Here is a 21,125-nt window from a genome sequence, read left to right on the forward strand (position 1 = left end):
CTTACAGTCTATCTAGTTCGGATATCTCTTTTTTAATGCATCGTCATACCGCCCGTAACGTTGAGTGCTTGACCGGTCATATAACTGGCCAATGGACTTGCTAGAAATAATACTACATTGGCAACATCTTGCGGCGTTCCTGTTCGCCCTAACGGCACTTGGCTGATATCTTCTTGACGAATTTCTTCAGCGCTTAGTCCGCGTAATGCGCCACCTTCTACTCTTTCTCGTTGTTTCATCTCTGTTTCGATGATTCCTGGACAAACAGCATTCACTAAAATTTGATTGGCCGCTGTCTCAATGGCTAATGTTTTTACCAATCCTAACACGGCATGTTTAGAAGCAACATAGGCGGCCATTCCACGGTAACCATTTTTTCCTGCTTGAGAAGCAATCATGATTAAACGTCCTTTTTTTCCATGATCAATCATGGCACTCGTAAAATATTTAGCAGCTAGATACGCACCGCGGGTATTGACCTGATACGTTTTGTCAAAATCACTGGTCTTACTCTCAACAAGAAAATCCATCGTTGAGATTCCTGCGACATCGACGACGATATCTGGAACCGAATTCGTATTAATCAACTGCTGACTCAATGCCAAAACTTCCGCTTCTTGGCTGATGTCTAAATGAGTCTGGAAATATTTTGGGCTAACTGCATGCAGTTCGATAAAATCATAAGCAATATCTGCAGCAATCACTTTTGCTTGGTTATCTAAAAACGTTTTGACAACTGCTTTACCGATCCCCTGACTACTGCCAATCACTAATACGATCTTATCTTTTAATTCTGGAAACATCTTCTTACCTAGACCAAATGACGTTCAAACGGATCGTCACTGATTCCTTCAGCAACTATTTTTTTCGACCATTCTTTTGCGGAAAATAATGAATGATCGCGGTAATTCCCGCAGCTGACGATATCCGTACCTTGAACATCTTCCCACTGTGTTTTTTCTGCGATTTCTTCCAATGATTCTTTTAACGCCACTGCAACTTCATGAGCAGTTGGTTCGCCCCAAACAATCAAATGGAACCCAGTCCGACAGCCAAATGGTGAGCAATCAATCACACCGGTCAACCGATCACGCAATAGGTCAGCTAGCAAATGTTCGATTGTATGCAAACCAGCTGTTGGGATTGCATTTTCATTTGGTTGCACAAATCGTAAATCAAAATTCGTGATTACATCACCTTTTGCCCCATCTTCTTTAGCGATTAAGCGGACATATGGTGCCTTTACCTTTGTATGATCTAATGTAAAACTTTCTACTTCTGCCATAATTAAAACACTCCTTTTATTTTTCTAAATAACTTAATGATTTGACCACTTCAATTTTTGTTCCGTTATACTCTTTTTCAATATAATCTTGAATCGTTTTATTATGATATAACTTCACTAATTTTTTGAAGTTGCCATTTTTTTCATTGCTTTTAGCTGTTGCTAAGATATTGATATTATTTTTAGTGCTTTGATCCACTTTTTCATGGAACAAGGAATCATCTAACACATTCAAGCCACCGTCTAGAGCAACGGTATTAGAGATCAATACTGCATCAACTGATTTCAACACTCGTGGACCAGTCGTATCATCGATTTGTTTGAAAACGAGATGTTTAGGATTTTCCGCAATTTCTTCAACACCGCTTAACGGACCAAAATCGTCACTTAGTTTAATCAAGCCGGCCTCTTGTAAAAGTAACAATCCACGTGCTGTATTGGCTGGATTATTTGCAATAGCGACTGTCGCTTGGTCAGGAAGTTCTTCCAATGATTGAACTTTTTCAGAGTAGATTCCTAATGGTTCTAAATACGTTGTTCCAAGATTGACCAATTGATTTTTCTTGTTCTCTTGATTGAACGCTTTGAAATAAGAATACGATTGAAAAGCATTCACATCAACACTTCCATCTGCGGTCGCTTTATTTAACTGTACCCCATCAGTGATTTCCTTAACTTGAATCTTCAAGCCGGCTTTTTTGGCTTCTGGACTGCTGGCAATGTGTTGCCAAATTTGAAAGTCAGAACCTTGTGAACCGACGATGATTGTTTTAGATTCTTTTTTTTGTGATTGACTGCTTACTTGATGGATTCCAAATCCAGCAGCGATCAAAACCACTACTACGCCCAAAAGAGCGAATAATTTTTTCATACTTTTTCTCTCCTACCTCGAAATGTTAAAACTTAGTAAACCGGCTCGCCAGCCGATCACCGATAAATTGAACCGCAAATACCATTACTAATAAGATAATCATACAAACAAACGTCACATCATTTTGAAAACGGGCGTAACCGATACTGATTGCTACATTGCCCAAGCCACCAGCGCCAACAGCTCCTGCCATCGTCGTCAATCCAATCAAACTGATGATTGTCAAGGTAGAAACACGAATGATGTCTGCCAACCCTTCCCGCAAATATACGCGGAAAATAATTTCCCGATTGCTCAATCCCATCGACTGAGCAGCTTCCACCACTCCTTGACCAACTTCTTGTAACGCATTTTGGATCTGCCGTGCATAAAAAGGAAAGATTCCCATCACTAATGGTACCGAAGCCGCCGTTGCCCCAACGGTTGTTCCAACAAGAAAGCTTGTTAAAGGTGAAATGACTGCTAGCAAAATAATAAACGGGACGCTTCGCAATAAATTGACTACTTTATCCAACACACTATAAAAACTACGATCTTGAACGATTCCGCCAGGCTGTGTCACGACCAGTAATAAACCAGTCAAAAGACCGATCACGCCAGCAATCACCGCGGAGGCAACAGTCATATAAAACGTCTCCAATGTAGCTTGCCAAATTGTTTCTTGCATCGTTATCACGTGGGGAAACAAACTACTCATGGCTGTGCACCTCCTTTTTGATCACTTCAACTTCAACACCTTGTTGTCGCAAATACTCCACACTCGCAGACACTTCAGAGCCGCTCAAATTTAAGATCATAATCCCTACTGTCAAATGATCCACTTGATCCACATTAGCAAAAAGAATATTCGCAGCTACTTGAAATTTTTGGGCCATTTCTGTTACTACGGCTTGATTAGTCGTCTCTCCAATAAATTTCAATAAGTAAAGATCTTGCAGATTGCTTTGCCGGATTCGATTCAATGCCTCTTGGACATTGATAGAAGTATCGATGAATTCTCTAGTCAGCTGTTTTTTCGGGCGCATAAAAACTTCTGCTACTTTTCCTTGTTCAATAATCTGACCAGCTTCCATAACAGCCACGCGATGACAAATCGTCTGAATCACTTGAATCTCATGGGTGATCAAAACGATTGTCAAACCTAATTGTTGATTCAAACGCTGAAGTAATTTCAAGATTGATAATGTTGTCTTAGGATCTAGCGCACTGGTAGCTTCATCACTGACTAAAATATCAGGATTGTTCGCTAAAGCTCGGGCGATTGCTACTCGCTGTTTTTGACCGCCGGATAGTTGATCGGGAAATGCTTCTGCAAGCTCCTCAAGTTCCACTAATTTTAACAAAGCCAACGCTTTTTCCCGCCGTTCTGTTTTACTAAGTTTTTCACCTAATAACGGGAACTCCACGTTGTTTAAAACCGTCCGTGAATTCATTAAATTAAAATGTTGGAAGATCATCCCGATTTTTTTTCGAGCTTTTTGAAACTGCCGCTGATCCAGATCATCTAACGCTTGCCCATTCACAATGACTTTTCCAGAAGTTGGTACTTGTAAATGATTGATTACTCGAATCAATGTACTTTTCCCCGCTCCTGAATAGCCGATGATTCCATAGATTTCACCTGGTTCGATTGCTAGAGAAACATGATCTAAGGCAGTAATCGTTCCTTGATTACGTTTGAAAGTCACCACGGTATCTTGTAATTCAATTACTGGTCGTTTTTTTGCTTCCATTTTTATCCCTACTTTTCTGGCCAAACCTCTTCTGCGATGCTTTTGATTAAGGCTATTTTGTTCCATTGTTGTTCTTCTGTTAAGATATTACCTTCTTCAGTTGAGGCAAATCCACATTGTGGGCTTAATGATAAACGATCTAACGGTACGTATTGAGCTGCTTCACGAATCCGAACGATTACTTGTTGACGATCTTCTAATGTCCCATCTTTTGAAGTAATCAAACCTAAGACGACTTTTTTATCTCCGCTGACTTTCGCTAACGGTTCAAAACCGCCAGAACGTTCAGTGTCATACTCTAAATAATAAGCATGGACATTTTCAGAAGTGAATAATGGATCAGCAACATCGTCATAACCGCCGGCTGCTGCCCAAGTAGAATGATAGTTTCCTCGGCAAACATGTGTGTTTAAAATCAAGTCTGCTGGTTGATCCGCTAAAACTGCATTGTTGATTGATAAATACAATTGTGCCAATTCTTTTCGAACTTCTTTTTCATCCTTGTCTTCTTCTGCGATAAATCCTTCTGGTAACGGTGCGACCAACACGCCCCAAGTACAATCATCTAGTTGGATCGTCCGTGCACCAGCAGCATATAAATCGGCGATCACTTGACGATATGCTTTGACGATGTCTTCGATTAAGCATTCATTCGTTGGATAAATTTCACGAACTTTTTCAACGACATCTGGTCGTAATAATTCTACTAAGATCTGTGCTGGTGCTGGAATCGTTTGTTTTACTTCGATTCCTTCACTCGTATGCGCACGTGTGAATTTAAAATGTTCTACAAAAGGATGATGTTCACCAGAGATTTTTCCAGTCACGATTACTGTGCCTGGCCGTGTTTCTTCTCCATGGAAGAAGTAGCCGTGTTCTGGAATAGTAAATTCTACTCCTTGCAATCCCCAGAAGAAATCTAAATGCCACCAACTGCGACGGAATTCTCCATCTGTTACAGCTTTCAAACCAGCTGCTTCTTGTTTATTAATCAAATCAATGATGGCTTCATCTTCAACTTTCGTCAATTCTGCTTGGGTAATCTCGTCAGCTTCAAAGGCTGTCCGTGCTGCTTTTAATTTATCTGGTCGTAAGAAGCTTCCCACGATGTCATAGCTAAATGGTGATGTTGTACGTTTTGTCATAATAAAATTCCTCCATTTTTTGCTTTTAAGAAAAGATGATGAAACGAAAAAAAACATCCATCCCTTTACCTACTGTTTTTACAATAGATAAAGGGACGAATGTTTTCGCGTTACCACCCTCATTTGCATCCTCCTCACGGACAATGCCTCAACGGTACCTGTTGATACCCGGTGATATATCGGTCACTTCCCGTTTAGTTTGCGTGAACAAACCAAATTGCTCAGAGCTCATCTTCACTGACTTTTACAATCCCCTTTTTCACCGACCGGGTTCTCTGTACTTGTTACTTATCAGCTACTCTTCTCTTCAAAGCTTCATTATTTGTTCACTATAATCACATTTAATATTGGTTTTGTCAATACATTTTTCATTTATTTTTAAAAATAATTGTTGAAATCACGAATTTCACTACAAAAAAAGCTAAGATCACAAAGATCTTAGCTTGGAAATAATCGTAAGTTTAATACCAACCGTTAGCTTGCCAGAAAGCTTGAGCGCCTTCCCATGAACCGTAACGTGAAGTTACATATTGATCAGCAACACGTTCTTGGTTAGCTGCAGAATAGTCACCGTTTAAGTATGATGCAGATAATTGGTAACGTCCGATGTATTGACCGTTTGTTGCAGTGTACGAACCGCTTGATTCACGTTGTGCAATCCATTCTTTAGCTGAATTTGTGCTTGTTGGTGTTGTTGCTTGTGCAGCTGGTTGTTCAGCAACTGGTTGTGCAGGAGCGGCTTGTGTTGTTTCTTGAACTGGTGTTTCCACAACTGCTGCTTGTGTCGTTTCTTGAACTGCTGCTTTTTCAGCTTTAGCTTCGCCGTCAATCGTTAATTTTTGACCTGCAAAAATCATGTTTACGTTAGAAATTTTATTTGCTTTTGCGATTTTGCTTACTAGACTATCGTTACCAGCAAACTTATGAGAAATTTTTGATAAAGTATCGCCTGCTTCAACAGTGTATGTTTCTGCAGCGTGTGCATCTGTAGCTCCCATTGCTAATCCTACGCCTGCGGCTAATACTGTACTAAAAAGAACTGTTTTCCCTAATTTCATTATGTAATTTCCCCCGTATTTTCTTATCTCTTTTTCTTTTGTCTTTATGACTACGAGAGATACTTTACCATCCTTTTGTATTTCATGGGTAATAATCATGTAACAGTACATTACAATACGATAAAACTATGTAACAAAACACTGCTTAGTGTGTCACTTTGAAATATATCAATTTTTCTATTATCAAATGAAAACCGCTGTTTATAGCTATTTTTATAAATGTAACTGTTTTATTTCTGTGTTACAAAAAAAGACGTCAGCAATATTGAAATCTTTTTGTAAAAAAACTCATAATGAAATTTTTGCATTTTTATCTGATTTTTTACAATAATTGGCTCACAAAAAAATACTTCCACCCTTTTATTGAGTGAAAGTATCTTTATTTTATTTTCAGTCGTTTGCGCCATGTTCTTGCTTGAGGTCCGACTAATTTGTCTGCCAATCGTAGTTTCAAGCTCAAATAAAAATAAAACAACCCACTGATTCCAGCTGTTAATAAACAAATGATCAGTGCAGAAAAACGTGAGGCTGGATCAAAAGATAGATAACTTAATTGTCGCACGATTACAGCCACAATCAGCATCAAAACTGTTAAGATACTAATCAAAAGACAGCGGCGAAAAACTAACCGATAGTTTGCGTGAATGACTCTACGCAATTTCCAAAGACACAAAGCACAAGTTAAGCTCAACCCAATAAAGGTTGCAGCTAATGGGCCATAAACTTCCAACAATTCAATCAGCGGAATCTGAATGACTGCTTTTAAAAATAGACCGGCTAGCCAATACCTCACTGCGATACGACTATGGGAGATTCCTTGCAATGTAGTAGACAGCATCATAAATAATGCTGAGATTCCCCCTGCTAAACAAGCTGCGATCAACACCCGGCTTCCTAACACATCAGCGGAATAAAAAATTGTATTCAATGGATATGCCAGTAACATCATACCCGCAACTGCCGGCAGCATAATAAAAACAAAAAGTTGGATGTTCGTATTTACTAATTTGGCCAGTTCAGGTTTGCGTTTTTGGGTAAAAAGTTCTGTTAGCATCGGTAAACTTGTCAAAGCAAGGGATGTACCTAATGCCACTACGACCATCGTTAGTTTATCGGGATTGGCACTAAACAGGGCATATAGATCCACTAATTGTTCGTGACTATAAGTTGTATGTCTTTCCATAGTGTGAATAAACGTTGCTTGATCAATCAATTTGTAAAAAGTGATTCCCCCGCCGAGTAAAATAAAAGGGATCGCTTGTCGAATTGTTTCAATGAATAATTTTTTCGTGTCAATCTTCACATTGTTTAAGCTCTGCTCTAATTGCAGATCACTGAATTTACGTTCTTTGAACCAATAAAAAAGCAACACGCCATAAGAGCCGATCATCCCGAAGGAAGCCGCAAAAGTTGATTGGATTACGGCACTCAAATAATCCCCCTTCATGACTTTCATAATAATAAAGACACTTAACAGCATATATAACACGCGAAGTGCTTGCTCAACTAATTGAGAGATAGCTGACGGCCGCATATCTTGTTGCCCCTGAAAATAACCGCGTAAAACACTCATACATGGAAAAGCAACGACTGCCACACTCAATGCTTGGATTACTGGAATCAACGCAGATCCTCCACCAGATAAACGCGCCAGCAAAGGAGCAGCGACAAACATCACGCCACCGAAAACTATTCCTAAAATCGCTGTAATTTGCAAGGCTTTAGTAAATAACCGCCGACTTGTTCGGTATTCGCCAAGTGAGTTGTACCGAGCGATCTGCTTAGCGATGGCTCCAGGCAGACCAGCGGTAGAAATCATCATGAACAACGCATAAAACGTGTAGCCCATGTTGAATAATCCATTGGCAGCTCGGGCATTTTCGCCCATCCAGGCATACCAAGGAATAATGTAGATGGCTCCTAACAGACGTGAAAAAATATTGCCTACGGATAACCAAACAGAACCCTGAATCATCTTTTCTTGATAGGACAGCTCATTGATTTTATTCATGGTCTCCTCCTTTGAAATCGCTACCTCTTTATAGTAAAACGAAAACACACTTCTGACAATCACTCTTTACTTTTTCTCTTACTGAGCTATGCTATAATAGCATAGACTATATATTGGAGGTCTCAACATGCTGACACTTACCCAAATCCAACAGATCCTTGAAAAAGAAAAACTCTTACGGGAATTTATCACGCCAACGCGTTGGACGTTGACGGCTCCTTTTGACAAAACTTTCAACAACATCACTTATGATTCACGTGAAGTTGTTGCCGACACCCTGTTTTTCTGTAAAGGCAATAACTTTCAACAACGTTATTTAGAACAAGCTCTCTCAGAAGGATTGACTTGTTATCTTGCCGAACAACCTTATGATGTTTCTGCTGAGTTGGCGATTATTGTGACCGATGTCCGCAAAGCTTTAGCTGTTTTGAGTATGGCTTTTTACGACTATCCACAAGAAAAATTAAAAATAATCGGAATCACTGGAACAAAGGGCAAAACAACCGTTGCTTATTTTACTAAACAAATTTTAGATAGGACGACGAGTAAAAAAACAGCCCTGTTATCTACATTGAATACTACGTTAGATGGTGTGACCTTTTTCAAATCAAAACTTACAACCCCAGAATCACTGGACTTGTATCGAATGATGGCTGAAGCTGTTGAAAATAAGATGACTCATCTAGTGATGGAAGTTTCTTCTCAAGCTTACAAAGTCGCACGTGTTTACGGCTTGATTTTTGATGTAGGTATTTTTTTAAATATCTCCCCAGATCACATCGGACCAATCGAACATCCGACATTTGAGGATTACTTCTACTGCAAACGACAATTAGTAGCTCATTCACGCCAAGTCATCTTGCATCACGAGATCGACCATTTCGAGCTTTTGTTAGAATTAACAAAGAAAAAAAATATTCCTGTCATCACCTATGGGAATAAACAGGCAGATTACTGTATACAGCCGCTAGAGCATCCGCTGGCTTTTTCTTTAACAGGTGCGCCGGATCCTTTTCATTTAAACGGGTCGTATGAGATTTTATTGGCAGGCGATTTCAACAAAGAAAATGCGGCTGCTGCTTTACTAGCCAGCGCCCTTGTTGGAGCAGACCAAAAAGCTGGTCACCAAGGCTTAGCTGAGGCGTTGGTTCCAGGACGCATGAATCTACTTTTAAAATCAAACGGTGCCCATATTTATGTAGACTATGCCCATAATTATTTAAGTATGAAATCCTTGCTGGCTTTTGCAAAAGAGCAGCATCCTGCTGGTCGTTTAGTAGTCATTACCGGATCAACCGGGAACAAAGCAGAATCTCGCCGCGAAGGCTTAGGACAAGCAATCGGAGAATATGCCGATCTCGCTGTACTGACTAGTGACGATCCTAACTTCGAAGATCCTAAAAAGATTGCTGATGAGATTCAGCAAGGAATCAAAAATAATCATGTCCAAGTACATTTCGAGATTGATCGTAAAAAAGCAATTAAAGAAGCGATTCAAACCGCTGGTCCTAACGATGCGATTATCTTAGCCGGAAAAGGAACCGACAAATATATGACAGTCAATGGAGAAAGTCTTCCTTACGAGGGCGATTATCATTTAGCTGAAAAATTTATCCAATGATAGTTTGACTCGTTCAGCTAATATCAATTGATTTGATTGTCTTTTTTATAATCTTCATCTCTTTTTCTGATTATCAATCAATACAAAAAAGCTCCGTAGATTTCTACGGAGCTTTTACTTTAGTTCGCTACGATATTGACCAATTTATTTGGCACAATAATCACTTTACGGACTGTTTTACCTTCGATATTGCGTTGGATAAATTCATCTTCCAGCGCAATTTTTTCTAATTCTTCTTTTGCTAAGTCAACTGCAACCATAACTTTTGAACGAACTTTCCCATTTACTTGTAAGATCACTTCAATCTCATTTTCAACTAAGGCTTCTTCATCATAAATTGGCCAAGACACATGAGAAATTCCTTCTTCATGGCCTAAGATCGCCCAAAGTTCTTCAGCGATATGTGGTGCAATCGGTGCTAATAATTGCACGAATCCTTCCACGTATTCATACGTCAAAGCTTCTGCCTTATAAGCATCGTTAACAAAGACCATCAATTGAGAAATAGCGGTATTGAAATGCAGCTGTTCCATATCTTCTGTCACTTTTTTGACTGTTTGATGGTAAACTTTGGTCAATGACCCATCATTGAAAGTAGTGATATGGTCACGCATCTTGCCTTCCTCGTCAACAATCAGACGCCATACTCGATCTAAGAATTTACGAGAACCTTCAAGTCCGTTTTCACTCCAAGCAATTGAAGCATCTAATGGTCCCATGAACATTTCATACATCCGCAAGGTATCAGCACCATATTGTTCGATAACATCGTCAGGATTTACGACATTTTTCAATGATTTGCTCATCTTAGCTGGAGCTTCTTCCAATTCTTCGCCAGTATCAAGACTGAACCATTTACCATCGCGTTTTTCTACTCGATTGGTTGGAACCAATGCTCCTCGACTGTCTCGGAAACTTTGACCTAAAATCATGCCTTGATTGTATAATTTTTGGAAAGGTTCATTCGTTGGAACGACACCGATATCATATAAAAATTTATGCCAGAAACGTACATACAGTAAATGCAATACTGCGTGTTCTGCTCCACCGATATATAAATCTACTGGCAGCCAGCGTTCTAATTTATCATAATCAGCCAATGATTCTTTATTATGCGGATCAATAAAGCGTAGATAATACCATGAACTGCCGGCCCATTGTGGCATCGTATTCGTTTCGCGACGACCTTTTTTACCTGTAATTGGATCAATCACGTTGACCCAATCATCGATGTTAGCTAATGGTGATTCTCCTGTCCCACTTGGTTTGATATCCGTTGTTTTTGGTAATTCTAATGGTAATTCATAATCAGGAACTAAGCCCGTCGTCCCATCTTCCCAGTGGATGACTGGGATTGGTTCACCCCAATAACGTTGACGTGAGAACAACCAGTCACGCAAACGATAACTGATTTCTTTTTTGCCGCAGCCATGTTCTTCTAACCAAGCCACCATTTTATCAATCGCATCTTGTTTGTTCAATCCATCTAAAAATTCAGAATTGATGTGGGCACTATCGCCAGTGAAGGCTTCTTTTTCTATGTCGCCGCCTTCAAGTACCGGGATGATCGGCAAACCAAAGGTTGTAGCAAATTCATAGTCACGTTCATCGTGTGCTGGAACAGCCATAATCGCTCCAGTTCCATAAGAAGCTAAGACGTAATCTCCGATCCAGATCGGCATTTTTTCCCCATTAGCAGGATTGATTGCATAAGCTCCGGTAAAGACGCCAGTCTTTTCTTTTGCCAAATCTGTTCGGTTCAATTCAGATTTTTTCGATGCTGCTTCGATATACGCATCTACAGCCGTCTTTTGCTCAGGCGTAGTGATTTTTTGAACTAAGTCTAATTCTGGTGCTAAAACTGCATAAGTTGCACCGAATAAGGTATCTGGCCGTGTTGTAAATACGGTGAAGGTTTCCTCGCTGTCTTCTACTTTAAAGCTGACATTTGCTCCTACTGAACGTCCGATCCAATTCCGTTGCATCTCTTTGATGCTTTCTGGCCAGTCAACGGTATCTAAGTCATCTAATAAACGATCCGCATAAGCAGTGATTTTTAGCATCCATTGACGCATTGGTTTCCGAATCACATCGTAGCCGCCCCGTTCACTTTTTCCGTCGATTACTTCTTCATTTGAAATGACTGTCCCAAGTTCAGGGACCCAGTTAACAGGCACTTCAGCTTCATAGGCCAATCCCTTTTCATACATCCGTTCAAAGATCCATTGTGTCCATTTATAATATTCAGGATCGGTAGTATTTAATTCACGATTCCAATCATAGCTAAAACCCAATGAATTGATTTGACGTTTAAAAGTTTCAATATTTTTCTTTGTGAATTCTGCCGGATCATTTCCGGTATCTAAGGCATATTGCTCTGCAGGTAGACCGAAAGCATCCCAGCCCATTGGATGCAGCACATTGTATCCTTGGGCACGTTTCATCCGTGAAATCGCATCAGTTGCGGTATAACCTTCTGGATGTCCTACGTGCAGTCCTTGACCAGACGGATAAGGAAACATATCTAATGCATAAAATTTTGGTTTTTCAGGATCGTCTTGGGTATTGAAAACATTATGTTTTGCCCAATATTTTTGCCATTTTTTTTCAATCGCTTTGTGATCGTAACTCATGTTGCTCCTCCTACTTAGATAAACTTATTTTTGATAACATTACATACAATTAATAGCTAATCCAGGTTCCAAAAATCATTTTCCAAACTAGGAAAAACGGTCTTGATTCCATCACACACCCAACTTTACTACTTAAAAAAGTTCGCGTGGAACGGACCTAGCAAAAAAAGTCCTACGAAAGCTCAAAGAAACTTCCATAGGACGTAATAAACGTGGTACCACCTATTTTTATCTGTCAGAAAACAGACCTCAAAAGAAATAACGGTCCCTAACCGGATCTAATCGATCATGCTCCAAGGTAAGTTCGAATGTCTTGCATACACACTCTCAGCACCGTGCGCTCTCTAAAATGCGTTCGTTTCTACTACTCCTCTTCCAAGCAACAATATTCAAAGTAGTTTTATCTTAGCAGATTCTAAAATAATATTCAATTGAATTCCCTTTAAGAAATCTTGGAAAAAATTGTCCCCTCGTTGAAACATGATATAATACTTTTGTTTAGAAAGGATGAATCAGACAAAACCATGAAAAATAAAGCACTCTATCAATTGATCGGCAGTTTCACTTTGCTCTTTTTTGCAGCATTGTGTTATATTGTCCGCTTTTATCCCGAAACACTAACCAGTTTCGATCGCGGGATCATTCAGGCAGTCCATCGCCTCTATCCGCAAATGAATGGTTATTTTTTATGGGTGACGAAATTTGCCAATCCAACAACGATCACCCTTTTATCGGTAGTCTTTATCGGCTTGTTCTATTTTAATAAGCAAAAAATAACTGCCTTATGGTTAGCCATCACGATGGCTTTGATCAGCGGCATCGGTAATCACTTATTAAAATTATTCTTTCAACGAGCACGGCCGACTCTTTTGCCTCATATGGTGACTGAACACAGTTTTAGTTTTCCTAGCGGCCATGCGACAGCCAGCACTTTATTATACGGCACTTTGATTTGTGTGATGGCATTGTTCTTCAAAGAAAGAACACCTCGTTGGATCGCTCAATGTATCGCAGGGCTATTGATTTTTAGCATTATCGTCAGCCGAATCTATCTCGGTGTCCATTATCCAAGTGACGTTCTTGGCGGAGCACTTTTGGGCAGCAGCTGGCTGTTGTTCACTTATCCTTATTACAAACAGAAAAAATTAGCTTATGATCTAAAAGCGATTAGGAGAAAACGATGACCTTTCAATATAGTGATGATAGTACCAAGCGCTACCATTCATGGAATTACGCGCTGCGTCAACAATTTGGCGGAAAGATTTTTAAAGTGCCTATCGATGGCGGTTTTGATTGTCCCAATCGAGATGGCACCGTTGCTCACGGCGGCTGTACCTTTTGCAGTGTCTCAGGTTCTGGTGATATGATCGTCGCCCCAAGTGATCCACTGCCTCAGCAATTTCACAAAGAGATAGATATGATGCATCAAAAATGGCCTCATGTAGAACAATACATTGTCTATTTTCAAAATTTCACCAATACTCATGCACCGATAGAAATCATCCGCGAGCGGTTTGAACAAGTTGTCAATCTGCCGGGAGTAGTAGGTCTATCCATTGGTACCCGACCAGATTGTTTGCCACCCGAAGTCGTAGCGTATCTAGCTGAACTTAATCAGCGGTTGTATCTCTGGGTAGAATTGGGATTACAAACGACATACGAAACTACGAGCGATCGAATCAATCGTGCCCACGATTATCCGACATATGTTGACGCCGTCGCACGATTACGTAAACACAATATCCAAGTTTGTACACATTTAATTAATGGGTTGCCTGGCGAGTCTTTGGAGATGATGCGAGAAAACGTACGCCGAACAATCCTAGATTCTGATATCCAAGGAATCAAATTGCATTTACTCCATTTGATGCGAAACACAAAAATGTTGCGTGATTACGCCGAAGGAAATCTGCAATTAATGAGTCAGAAAGATTATGTTACCGTCATCTGTGATCAATTAGAAATGATCCCACAAGACATCATCATCCATCGACTAACAGGAGATGCCCCGCGAGACTCATTAATTGGACCTATGTGGAGCTTGAAAAAATGGGAAGTCTTGAATGCGATCGATCAAGAATTACTCCACCGGGATTCTTATCAAGGAAAATTCGCTTTGAGAAAGGATTTTAACCATGTTGCTGACAGCCTTACACTTTAGCCACCAATTATTAAACGAAGTAGTGACTAGCGGAGATCACGTCATCGACGCTACGATGGGCAACGGCAATGACACTTTATTTTTGGCTGAACTAGTTGGATCAACCGGTCATGTTTATGCTTTCGATATCCAAGAACAAGCACTTACAAAAACACGCCAAAAATTAGGAAATCTCATTGATCATACCTCCTTATACCTTGCAGGTCATGAAACAATCGACGAAAATATTTCGAAACATCAGTCTATTCAAGCAGCGATTTTTAATCTAGGCTATTTACCAAATAGTGACAAGCAAATCATTACCTTGCCTGAAACAACTAAACAAGCCATGCAAGCTATCTTAAAACGTTTGACTGTCGGCGGACGAATGATTGTCGTGATCTATTATGGACATGCTGGTGGTGAGACCGAGAAAAATGAAGTCTTACATTTTTGTCAAAACTTGTCGCAGGAACAATTTACGGTCTTAACCTACCAATTCATCAACCAAAAAAACAATCCACCTATTTTATTATGCGTAGAAAAAAAGTGCGACTGATTAATCAGTCGTGCTTTTCATTGAACCATTCTAGCACACGTTTTATCCAAGTATCCCAGAATACCCAATCGTGTTTCCCCGGTCCGTCTTCAAACGTCACAGCTAAATTCTTTTGTTCTAACTGATGTGCCATGTACTGACTAGCCGGATACAGATCATCTTCTGTTCCACAAGCTAAGAAAAAACGTGGTGCAGTTTTTTTACTATCCACTAATTTTTCTAATAAGTACAATGGATCATTTTTCGAACCTTGAACGCGGTCCAACGGGCCAAATATTCCTTGCCAGTATGCTTCATTACGTATCGACAGCAAACTTTCCACATCTGTCAGAACAACAGCTCCAGATAAGGAAGCCACAGCCGCAAAGTTTTCAGGTTTTGCCAGACCTAATTTCAACGCACCATAACCGCCCATTGATAAGCCAGCCGCAAACGTCTTTTCACGTTTATAAGTAATCTGAGGAAAAAGTTCATGAACAATCGTAGGGAGTTCTTCAGATACGAAGGTCCAATAATTCATGTCATATGTCGTATCTGTGTAAAAGCCAAGATCGGTTGACGGCATCACTACCGCCATCTGATACTCTGCAACATAACGTTCAATCGACGTTCGCCGCTCCCAAACACTATGATTTCCTCCCATGCCATGCAATAAATACAACACAGTCACGTCTTCAGTCACGCCTGTTGATTCGGTTCCGATTTTTTTATGCGTCGTTTGTGGCAAGATTACATTTACCATTACTTCCATTTGTAACACATTTGAATAGACATTCACCTGTAAAAAAGCCATTCAGTTAAAGCCTCCAGTTCATTTATTCTTCATTTAGTTTACCATGTTTAGTCGATTTCCCAACCATAAAACTAAAAATCAATGCAACAATAATCAGCATTAGTCCCGCTAGATACACCCAATGCAGGCTATTAAAGAGAATCTTATGTAATTTCATCCGCAATCCTACCTCAATCTGCAAAGCGGTGTGAGGATTGATCAAACGATTCATACTATCTAGATCAGTGATTTTTGCCTTTACTAATTGATGATTATTTGCAACATTTAAAATAATTCCGAAAAGTGCAACCATCACTGTCTGACCGATCGTCCGTGACAACGTATTGAAAGATGTTGCCACTCCGATTTCTTCTTTTGGTACACTAGCTTGTGCTTCAACAGTTGTCGTTGTGACCGATAAGCCATAACCGACACCTAAAACACCTGTAATGATGAAGAACAGCCAAAATGGACTTTGCTGCGGCAACGCCAATAAAGTCCCTCCACCAAATAAAATAATCGTCAGCCCCATAATAAGAATCGATCGAACTGAATATTTACGTAATAATTTGCCTGATAAAAATGACCCATACATCCAAATGATCGACATAGGCGCTAATACCAAACCACCTAATCCAGCCGGTTTGCCAAGAACACCTTGCATCCACATCGGGATGTAGACATCTAATCCCATCAAAAAACCACTAATCAATGCCGCTACGATATTCACACTAGCAAAAGTCTGATTACTGAACAATTGCAAATTGATTACTGGATCTTCTGCTTTCTTTTCTGTTTGAATAAAAAAGAGCAATGCAAGAATACTTGCAACAAATAAAGCCACTACTGCTAGTGAAATCCCTTCATCACCTAGTAACTGAAAACCTAACAAGAGACTCAGCAATGTCATCATTAGAAATAAACTGCCTAGCATATCCATCTTTTTAGCCTGATGTTGCTTTTTCTCTTCTATAAAAAAATATTGCAATAGAGCAATCAACCCTATGCCGATTGGGACATTGATAAAGAAGATCCAATGCCAACCTACTGTATCTACAATCAATCCACCAGCCAAAGGACCAAAAACACTGGCGATTCCCCATGCGGCACTTGTTAGTCCTAAAACTTTCGCTCGTTTTTCAAGATCATACAAATCAGCAATGATTGTTAATGATACTGGCATGATTGCTCCAGCACCGATTCCTTGGATCGCACGTGCGATGATCAAAGTCAGCATCTCATTTGACATCCCACACAATGCAGAACCTAATACAAATAGCAAGATTCCCACGATAAAGATTGGCTTTCTTCCGATTTTATCAGCTAATTTTCCGTAAATTGGTGTAATCATAGCATTTGTCAATAAATAGATCGAGAAGACCCAATTCATGATTTCTATTCCATGTAAACTACCAACAATCGTTGGCATCGCAGTTGTCACGATGGTCCCTTCAATTGCAGACATAAATGTCGCAATAAAAATTCCTACAGTCACAATCTTCACATTTGTTTTTCTTTTCATTTTTCCCTCCAAATTCATTTCTTAATCTATAAACAAAAAAAGAGACAGTTCCATTGATCAACAGTCAATGGAAACCGCCTCGTGAACTCCATAAATAATTTATGTCTGTACGATTTATCCTAAATTCAAACTTGCTTTCAATGCAGCGACTTTATCTGTATGTTCCCAAGGTAAGTCCACATCCGTTCGACCAAAATGGCCATAAGCAGCTGTATCACTGTAAATTGGACGTAACAAGTCAAGCATCTCAATAATACCGGCTGGACGCAGATCAAAGTTTTCACGAATAGCACCAATTAATGCTTCTTCAGAAACTTTTGCTGTACCAAACGTATTGACCGAAATAGAAACTGGTTGAGCCACACCAATCGCATAAGCTAATTGAACTTCCACTTTTTCGGCTAAGCCTGCAGCAACGATATTTTTAGCGATGTATCGAGCAGCATAAGAAGCTGAACGGTCAACTTTTGTCGCATCTTTACCAGAAAAAGCACCACCGCCGTGACGAGAATAACCTCCGTAAGTATCAACGATGATTTTCCGTCCAGTCAAACCAGCATCCCCTTGAGGTCCGCCAATCACAAAGCGTCCCGTTGGATTGATAAAGTATTTTGTCTTCTCATCTAATAATTCAGCAGGAATTTCGTGTCTGATTACTTTTTCCATGACATCTTTTTGAATCGTTTCATTTTCAACTTGATCACTATGCTGAGTACTGATAACAACTGTATCCACACGTAATGGTTTGCCATTTTCATCGTATTCAACAGTAACTTGAGATTTTGCATCTGGTCCTAAGTAAGCAACTTCTCCTGATTTACGTAAATCAGCTAAACGTTTAACTAAATGATGACTTAAAGAAATAGGTAACGGCATCAATTCAGGTGTTTCATTTACTGCAAAACCAAACATAAGACCTTGGTCTCCAGCACCAATATCATCAAATGAGTCCTCATTGCCTCGCGTTTCTAAGGCATCATCCACTCCTTGAGCAATATCAGGTGATTGTTCATCGATTGCGACTAAAACAGCCACGTTATCGCCATCAAAACCAAATTTTGATTCTGTATAGCCAATCCGTTTGATTGTTTTGCGCACAACTTTTTGGATATCTACATATGCTGAAGTAGAGATCTCACCAAAAACTAAAACAAGTCCAGTCGTAACAGATGTCTCACATGCAACTCTGGCTTTTGGATCCTTTTCTAAAATTGCATCCAAAATCGCATCACTGATTTGATCAGCAACCTTATCTGGATGTCCTTCCGAAACAGATTCAGATGTAAATAAACGACGTTCTTCCATTATAAATATTCCCCCTAATTTTTATTCGGTTACAAGGAATCTCTGGGCCTTTCCAGAGCCTATCGGGAACTTGCAACGACTCGATTATAACAGAAAAATAGCACCTGTCACTAATAAATTTCCCTACAAAATCAGAAATTTGCAAAAAATCAGTTTAAAAACAAAAAAAGAGACGTTAAAAACGTCTCAGGATGACCCGTACGGGACTCGAACCCGTGTTACCGCCGTGAAAGGGCGGTGTCTTAACCGCTTGACCAACGGGCCTAAACAATAAAAACGGAGAAGGAGGGATTTGAACCCTCGCGCCGGTTTCCCGACCTACACCCTTAGCAGGGGCGCCTCTTCAGCCACTTGAGTACTTCCCCAAAAACCAAAAAGATTTTTAATGGGCCTAAATGGACTCGAACCATCGACCTCACGCTTATCAGGCGTGCGCTCTAACCAGCTGAGCTATAGGCCCTTCATAAAAACTAAAAGCGGGTGACGAGAATCGAACTCGCGACAACAGCTTGGAAGGCTGTGGTTTTACCACTAAACTACACCCGCAAATCTGATGGCGCGGGACAGAATCGAACTGCCGACACATGGAGCTTCAATCCATTGCTCTACCAACTGAGCTACCGAGCCAGAAACGGTCCCGACGGGATTTGAACCCGCGATCTCCTGCGTGACAGGCAGGCATGTTAACCCCTACACCACGGAACCGTATTTTTAGTTTTTAATTGCGGGAGCAGGATTTGAACCTACGACCTTCGGGTTATGAGCCCGACGAGCTACCAGACTGCTCCATCCCGCGATAATAGTATTAAAAAGGAGGATAAGGGATTCGAACCCTTGCACGGTTTTACCCGCCTGACGGTTTTCAAGACCGTTCCCTTCAGCCGGACTTGGGTAATCCTCCAAATAAAAATTAATGACCCGTACGGGACTCGAACCCGTGTTACCGCCGTGAAAGGGCGGTGTCTTAACCGCTTGACCAACGGGCCATAATTTTAATGGGCCTAAATGGACTCGAACCATCGACCTCACGCTTATCAGGCGTGCGCTCTAACCAGCTGAGCTATAGGCCCTTCATAAAAACTAAAGCGGGTGACGAGAATCGAACTCGCGACAACAGCTTGGAAGGCTGTGGTTTTACCACTAAACTACACCCGCATGGCGGTCCCGACGGGATTTGAACCCGCGATCTCCTGCGTGACAGGCAGGCATGTTAACCCCTACACCACGGAACCGTATTTTTAGTTTTTAATTGCGGGAGCAGGATTTGAACCTACGACCTTCGGGTTATGAGCCCGACGAGCTACCAGACTGCTCCATCCCGCGATAATAGTATTAAAAAGGAGGATAAGGGATTCGAACCCTTGCACGGTTTTACCCGCCTGACGGTTTTCAAGACCGTTCCCTTCAGCCGGACTTGGGTAATCCTCCACAAAAGAGTCACTATGGACCTTGTAGGACTCGAACCTACGACCGGACGGTTATGAGCCGTCTGCTCTAACCAACTGAGCTAAAGGTCCTGGCTCGAATAAAATCGCGGCGGAGGGGATCGAACCCCCGACCTCCCGGGTATGAACCGGACGCTCTAGCCAGCTGAGCTACACCGCGTTATTAACAAAAATGGAGCCTAGCGGGATCGAACCGCTGACCTCCTGCGTGCAAAGCAGGCGCTCTCCCAGCTGAGCTAAGGCCCCATAATTTGTTACTATCGGGAAGACAGGATTCGAACCTGCGACACCTTGGTCCCAAACCAAGTACTCTACCAAGCTGAGCTACTTCCCGAAATGCACCCGAGAGGACTCGAACCTCTAACCCCTTGATTCGTAGTCAAGTACTCTATCCAATTGAGCTACGGGTGCGTTTATTCTATTAATGCCGAGGACCGGAATCGAACCGGTACGGTGATCACTCACCGCAGGATTTTAAGTCCTGTGCGTCTGCCAGTTCCGCCACCCCGGCGTTTTCCCCTGGTCTTCAGGAAAGCGGAAAACGGGGTTCGAACCCGCGACCCCCACCTTGGCAAGGTGGTGCTCTACCACTGAGCTATTTCCGCATGATGCCGGCTAAAGGATTTGAACCCTCGACCCTCTGATTACAAATCAGATGCTCTACCAACTGAGCTAAGCCGGCAACTACAAAAAAATAAAATGCGGGTGAAGGGACTTGAACCCCCACGCCGTTAGGCGCTAGATCCTAAATCTAGTGCGTCTGCCAATTCCGCCACACCCGCATATGCTTATGAGCCGTACTGGGCTCGAACCAGTGACCCTCTGATTAAAAGTCAGATGCTCTACCAACTGAGCTAACGGCTCAAATGGAGGTTAACGGGATCGAACCGCTGACCCTCTGCTTGTAAGGCAGATGCTCTCCCAGCTGAGCTAAACCTCCATAAGTTCGCGTGGCGACGTCCTAATCTCACAAGGGGCAACCCCTCACTACAATCGGCGCTAAGAAGCTTAACTTCTGTGTTCGA

The 21,125-nt window shown here is 41.1% G+C and carries 16 protein-coding genes, 25 tRNA genes, 1 rRNA gene, 1 riboswitch and 1 other annotated feature; of the genes, 4 read left to right on the top strand and 38 right to left on the bottom strand.

Annotated features, from left to right (window positions below):
• Nucleotides 1-32: 32 nt before the first annotated feature.
• From P7D84_RS01360 to P7D84_RS01395, 8 genes are all read right to left on the bottom strand, one after another.
• The gene (locus tag P7D84_RS01360; protein WP_311804775.1) at nt 33-803 is read right to left on the bottom strand and encodes an SDR family NAD(P)-dependent oxidoreductase; all 771 of its coding nucleotides are present in this window, start codon (nt 801-803) and stop codon (nt 33-35) included.
• 8 nt (nt 804-811) lie between these two features.
• On the bottom strand, nt 812-1,285 hold the full coding sequence (locus P7D84_RS01365; RefSeq protein WP_137603970.1) for an S-ribosylhomocysteine lyase: 474 nt from the start codon (nt 1,283-1,285) through the stop codon (nt 812-814).
• Nucleotides 1,286-1,301: 16 nt separating this feature from the next.
• Nucleotides 1,302-2,156 carry a MetQ/NlpA family ABC transporter substrate-binding protein gene (locus tag P7D84_RS01370; protein ID WP_311804776.1) on the bottom strand — a complete coding sequence of 285 codons (855 nt, stop codon included), beginning with the start codon at nt 2,154-2,156 and terminating at the stop codon, nt 1,302-1,304.
• Nucleotides 2,157-2,181: 25 nt separating this feature from the next.
• The gene (locus P7D84_RS01375; RefSeq protein WP_311804777.1) at nt 2,182-2,853 is read right to left on the bottom strand and encodes a methionine ABC transporter permease; all 672 of its coding nucleotides are present in this window, start codon (nt 2,851-2,853) and stop codon (nt 2,182-2,184) included.
• Nucleotides 2,846-3,889, bottom strand: a complete 1,044-nt coding sequence (locus P7D84_RS01380; RefSeq protein WP_311801360.1) for a methionine ABC transporter ATP-binding protein — start codon at nt 3,887-3,889, stop codon at nt 2,846-2,848. Before P7D84_RS01380 ends, P7D84_RS01375 begins: the two co-directional genes overlap by 8 nt.
• Before the next feature lie 8 nt (nt 3,890-3,897).
• Nucleotides 3,898-5,034 carry a 5-methyltetrahydropteroyltriglutamate--homocysteine S-methyltransferase gene (locus P7D84_RS01385; RefSeq protein ID WP_311804778.1) on the bottom strand — a complete coding sequence of 379 codons (1,137 nt, stop codon included), beginning with the start codon at nt 5,032-5,034 and terminating at the stop codon, nt 3,898-3,900.
• Nucleotides 5,035-5,495: 461 nt separating this feature from the next.
• On the bottom strand, nt 5,496-6,092 hold the full coding sequence (gene apf / locus P7D84_RS01390; RefSeq protein WP_311804779.1) for an aggregation-promoting factor: 597 nt from the start codon (nt 6,090-6,092) through the stop codon (nt 5,496-5,498).
• Nucleotides 6,093-6,471: 379 nt separating this feature from the next.
• Complete coding sequence (locus tag P7D84_RS01395) at nt 6,472-8,103, bottom strand: putative polysaccharide biosynthesis protein (RefSeq protein WP_137603976.1); 1,632 nt, start codon at nt 8,101-8,103, stop codon at nt 6,472-6,474.
• 127 nt (nt 8,104-8,230) lie between these two features.
• Here P7D84_RS01395 and P7D84_RS01400 point away from each other — a divergent pair, with 127 nt between their 5' ends.
• Nucleotides 8,231-9,724, top strand: coding sequence for a UDP-N-acetylmuramoyl-L-alanyl-D-glutamate--L-lysine ligase (locus P7D84_RS01400; RefSeq protein WP_311804780.1), 1,494 nt, complete (start codon nt 8,231-8,233; stop codon nt 9,722-9,724).
• Between the two features lie 119 nt (nt 9,725-9,843).
• Here the strand turns inward: P7D84_RS01400 and leuS are convergent, their stop codons facing one another.
• Nucleotides 9,844-12,357: a leucine--tRNA ligase gene (gene leuS / locus P7D84_RS01405; protein ID WP_311804781.1), complete on the bottom strand. Its 2,514-nt coding sequence runs from the start codon at nt 12,355-12,357 to the stop codon at nt 9,844-9,846.
• Between the two features lie 194 nt (nt 12,358-12,551).
• Nucleotides 12,552-12,744, bottom strand: a binding site (T-box leader).
• 137 nt (nt 12,745-12,881) lie between these two features.
• Between leuS and P7D84_RS01410 the strand changes: the two genes are divergently transcribed.
• Genes P7D84_RS01410 through mnmM form a run of 3 tightly spaced genes read left to right on the top strand, consistent with a single transcriptional unit; the run spans nt 12,882 to nt 15,056 of the window.
• Nucleotides 12,882-13,541, top strand: a complete 660-nt coding sequence (locus P7D84_RS01410; protein WP_311804782.1) for a phosphatase PAP2 family protein — start codon at nt 12,882-12,884, stop codon at nt 13,539-13,541.
• A complete protein-coding gene (gene mnmL, locus P7D84_RS01415) occupies nt 13,538-14,518 on the top strand; it encodes a tRNA modification radical SAM protein MnmL/YtqA (protein WP_311804783.1) in 981 nt (326 codons plus the stop codon). Before P7D84_RS01410 ends, mnmL begins: the two co-directional genes overlap by 4 nt.
• Nucleotides 14,493-15,056: a tRNA 5-(aminomethyl)-2-thiouridylate-methyltransferase MnmM gene (mnmM, locus tag P7D84_RS01420; RefSeq protein ID WP_311804784.1), complete on the top strand. Its 564-nt coding sequence runs from the start codon at nt 14,493-14,495 to the stop codon at nt 15,054-15,056. The genes mnmL and mnmM overlap by 26 nt, the downstream gene beginning before the upstream one ends.
• A gap of 4 nt (nt 15,057-15,060) precedes the next feature.
• Here mnmM and P7D84_RS01425 read toward each other — a convergent pair whose 3' ends face one another.
• The 29 genes from P7D84_RS01425 to rrf all read right to left on the bottom strand — a co-directional run.
• A complete protein-coding gene (locus P7D84_RS01425; protein WP_311804785.1) occupies nt 15,061-15,849 on the bottom strand; it encodes an alpha/beta hydrolase in 789 nt (262 codons plus the stop codon).
• Between the two features lie 22 nt (nt 15,850-15,871).
• Entirely contained in the window at nt 15,872-17,350 is a 1,479-nt protein-coding gene (locus P7D84_RS01430) for an MDR family MFS transporter (RefSeq protein WP_311804786.1), read from the bottom strand.
• Nucleotides 17,351-17,464: 114 nt separating this feature from the next.
• A complete protein-coding gene (gene metK / locus P7D84_RS01435) occupies nt 17,465-18,655 on the bottom strand; it encodes a methionine adenosyltransferase (RefSeq protein WP_137603984.1) in 1,191 nt (396 codons plus the stop codon).
• A riboswitch (SMK box riboswitch) is annotated at nt 18,653-18,736 on the bottom strand. It overlaps the preceding gene by 3 nt.
• A gap of 111 nt (nt 18,737-18,847) precedes the next feature.
• A tRNA-Glu gene (locus tag P7D84_RS01440) sits at nt 18,848-18,919 on the bottom strand.
• 13 nt (nt 18,920-18,932) lie between these two features.
• Nucleotides 18,933-19,020, bottom strand: a tRNA-Ser gene (locus P7D84_RS01445).
• A 21-nt stretch (nt 19,021-19,041) separates the two neighbouring features.
• Nucleotides 19,042-19,115 (bottom strand) — tRNA-Ile (locus tag P7D84_RS01450).
• 15 nt (nt 19,116-19,130) lie between these two features.
• Nucleotides 19,131-19,201 (bottom strand) — tRNA-Gly (locus P7D84_RS01455).
• Nucleotides 19,202-19,209: 8 nt separating this feature from the next.
• A tRNA-Phe gene (locus tag P7D84_RS01460) sits at nt 19,210-19,282 on the bottom strand.
• 5 nt (nt 19,283-19,287) lie between these two features.
• A tRNA-Asp gene (locus P7D84_RS01465) sits at nt 19,288-19,360 on the bottom strand.
• 17 nt (nt 19,361-19,377) lie between these two features.
• A tRNA-Met gene (locus P7D84_RS01470) sits at nt 19,378-19,451 on the bottom strand.
• Between the two features lie 15 nt (nt 19,452-19,466).
• Nucleotides 19,467-19,556 (bottom strand) — tRNA-Ser (locus P7D84_RS01475).
• A gap of 13 nt (nt 19,557-19,569) precedes the next feature.
• A tRNA-Glu gene (locus tag P7D84_RS01480) sits at nt 19,570-19,641 on the bottom strand.
• Nucleotides 19,642-19,651: 10 nt separating this feature from the next.
• Nucleotides 19,652-19,725: transfer RNA gene (locus P7D84_RS01485), tRNA-Ile, on the bottom strand.
• A gap of 14 nt (nt 19,726-19,739) precedes the next feature.
• A tRNA-Gly gene (locus tag P7D84_RS01490) sits at nt 19,740-19,810 on the bottom strand.
• 1 nt (nt 19,811) lies between these two features.
• A tRNA-Asp gene (locus tag P7D84_RS01495) sits at nt 19,812-19,887 on the bottom strand.
• A gap of 17 nt (nt 19,888-19,904) precedes the next feature.
• Nucleotides 19,905-19,978: transfer RNA gene (locus tag P7D84_RS01500), tRNA-Met, on the bottom strand.
• A 15-nt stretch (nt 19,979-19,993) separates the two neighbouring features.
• Nucleotides 19,994-20,083, bottom strand: a tRNA-Ser gene (locus P7D84_RS01505).
• A gap of 15 nt (nt 20,084-20,098) precedes the next feature.
• Nucleotides 20,099-20,172, bottom strand: a tRNA-Ile gene (locus P7D84_RS01510).
• 14 nt (nt 20,173-20,186) lie between these two features.
• Nucleotides 20,187-20,260 (bottom strand) — tRNA-Met (locus P7D84_RS01515).
• A gap of 13 nt (nt 20,261-20,273) precedes the next feature.
• A tRNA-Ala gene (locus P7D84_RS01520) sits at nt 20,274-20,346 on the bottom strand.
• Between the two features lie 14 nt (nt 20,347-20,360).
• Nucleotides 20,361-20,434 (bottom strand) — tRNA-Pro (locus P7D84_RS01525).
• 3 nt (nt 20,435-20,437) lie between these two features.
• Nucleotides 20,438-20,511, bottom strand: a tRNA-Arg gene (locus P7D84_RS01530).
• A 14-nt stretch (nt 20,512-20,525) separates the two neighbouring features.
• Nucleotides 20,526-20,611, bottom strand: a tRNA-Leu gene (locus P7D84_RS01535).
• 22 nt (nt 20,612-20,633) lie between these two features.
• Nucleotides 20,634-20,705 (bottom strand) — tRNA-Gly (locus P7D84_RS01540).
• A gap of 4 nt (nt 20,706-20,709) precedes the next feature.
• Nucleotides 20,710-20,782 (bottom strand) — tRNA-Thr (locus tag P7D84_RS01545).
• A gap of 18 nt (nt 20,783-20,800) precedes the next feature.
• Nucleotides 20,801-20,882, bottom strand: a tRNA-Leu gene (locus tag P7D84_RS01550).
• 9 nt (nt 20,883-20,891) lie between these two features.
• A tRNA-Lys gene (locus P7D84_RS01555) sits at nt 20,892-20,964 on the bottom strand.
• Nucleotides 20,965-20,967: 3 nt separating this feature from the next.
• A tRNA-Val gene (locus P7D84_RS01560) sits at nt 20,968-21,040 on the bottom strand.
• Nucleotides 21,041-21,048: 8 nt separating this feature from the next.
• Nucleotides 21,049-21,125, bottom strand: a 5S ribosomal RNA gene (rrf, locus tag P7D84_RS13885); the annotation flags it as partial.

The sequence above is a fragment of the Enterococcus dongliensis genome (assembly GCF_031927985.1).
Classification (GTDB): domain Bacteria; phylum Bacillota; class Bacilli; order Lactobacillales; family Enterococcaceae; genus Enterococcus_A; species Enterococcus_A dongliensis.

Bases quoted from the DNA above. Each gene is read 5' to 3' on its own strand.
- mnmL (WP_311804783.1), top strand. From the start codon at position 13,538: ATGACCTTTCAATATAGTGATGATAGTACCAAGCGCTACCATTCATGG.
- P7D84_RS01400 (WP_311804780.1), top strand. From the start codon at position 8,231: ATGCTGACACTTACCCAAATCCAACAGATCCTTGAAAAAGAAAAACTC.
- P7D84_RS01375 (WP_311804777.1), bottom strand. From the start codon at position 2,853: ATGAGTAGTTTGTTTCCCCACGTGATAACGATGCAAGAAACAATTTGG.
- P7D84_RS01380 (WP_311801360.1), bottom strand. From the start codon at position 3,889: ATGGAAGCAAAAAAACGACCAGTAATTGAATTACAAGATACCGTGGTG.
- P7D84_RS01425 (WP_311804785.1), bottom strand. From the start codon at position 15,849: ATGGCTTTTTTACAGGTGAATGTCTATTCAAATGTGTTACAAATGGAA.
- P7D84_RS01370 (WP_311804776.1), bottom strand. From the start codon at position 2,156: ATGAAAAAATTATTCGCTCTTTTGGGCGTAGTAGTGGTTTTGATCGCT.
- P7D84_RS01365 (WP_137603970.1), bottom strand. From the start codon at position 1,285: ATGGCAGAAGTAGAAAGTTTTACATTAGATCATACAAAGGTAAAGGCA.
- apf (WP_311804779.1), bottom strand. From the start codon at position 6,092: ATGAAATTAGGGAAAACAGTTCTTTTTAGTACAGTATTAGCCGCAGGC.
- P7D84_RS01430 (WP_311804786.1), bottom strand. From the start codon at position 17,350: ATGAAAAGAAAAACAAATGTGAAGATTGTGACTGTAGGAATTTTTATT.
- P7D84_RS01410 (WP_311804782.1), top strand. From the start codon at position 12,882: ATGAAAAATAAAGCACTCTATCAATTGATCGGCAGTTTCACTTTGCTC.
- P7D84_RS01385 (WP_311804778.1), bottom strand. From the start codon at position 5,034: ATGACAAAACGTACAACATCACCATTTAGCTATGACATCGTGGGAAGC.
- metK (WP_137603984.1), bottom strand. From the start codon at position 18,655: ATGGAAGAACGTCGTTTATTTACATCTGAATCTGTTTCGGAAGGACAT.
- P7D84_RS01395 (WP_137603976.1), bottom strand. From the start codon at position 8,103: ATGAATAAAATCAATGAGCTGTCCTATCAAGAAAAGATGATTCAGGGT.
- P7D84_RS01360 (WP_311804775.1), bottom strand. From the start codon at position 803: ATGTTTCCAGAATTAAAAGATAAGATCGTATTAGTGATTGGCAGTAGT.
- leuS (WP_311804781.1), bottom strand. From the start codon at position 12,357: ATGAGTTACGATCACAAAGCGATTGAAAAAAAATGGCAAAAATATTGG.
- mnmM (WP_311804784.1), top strand. From the start codon at position 14,493: ATGTTGCTGACAGCCTTACACTTTAGCCACCAATTATTAAACGAAGTA.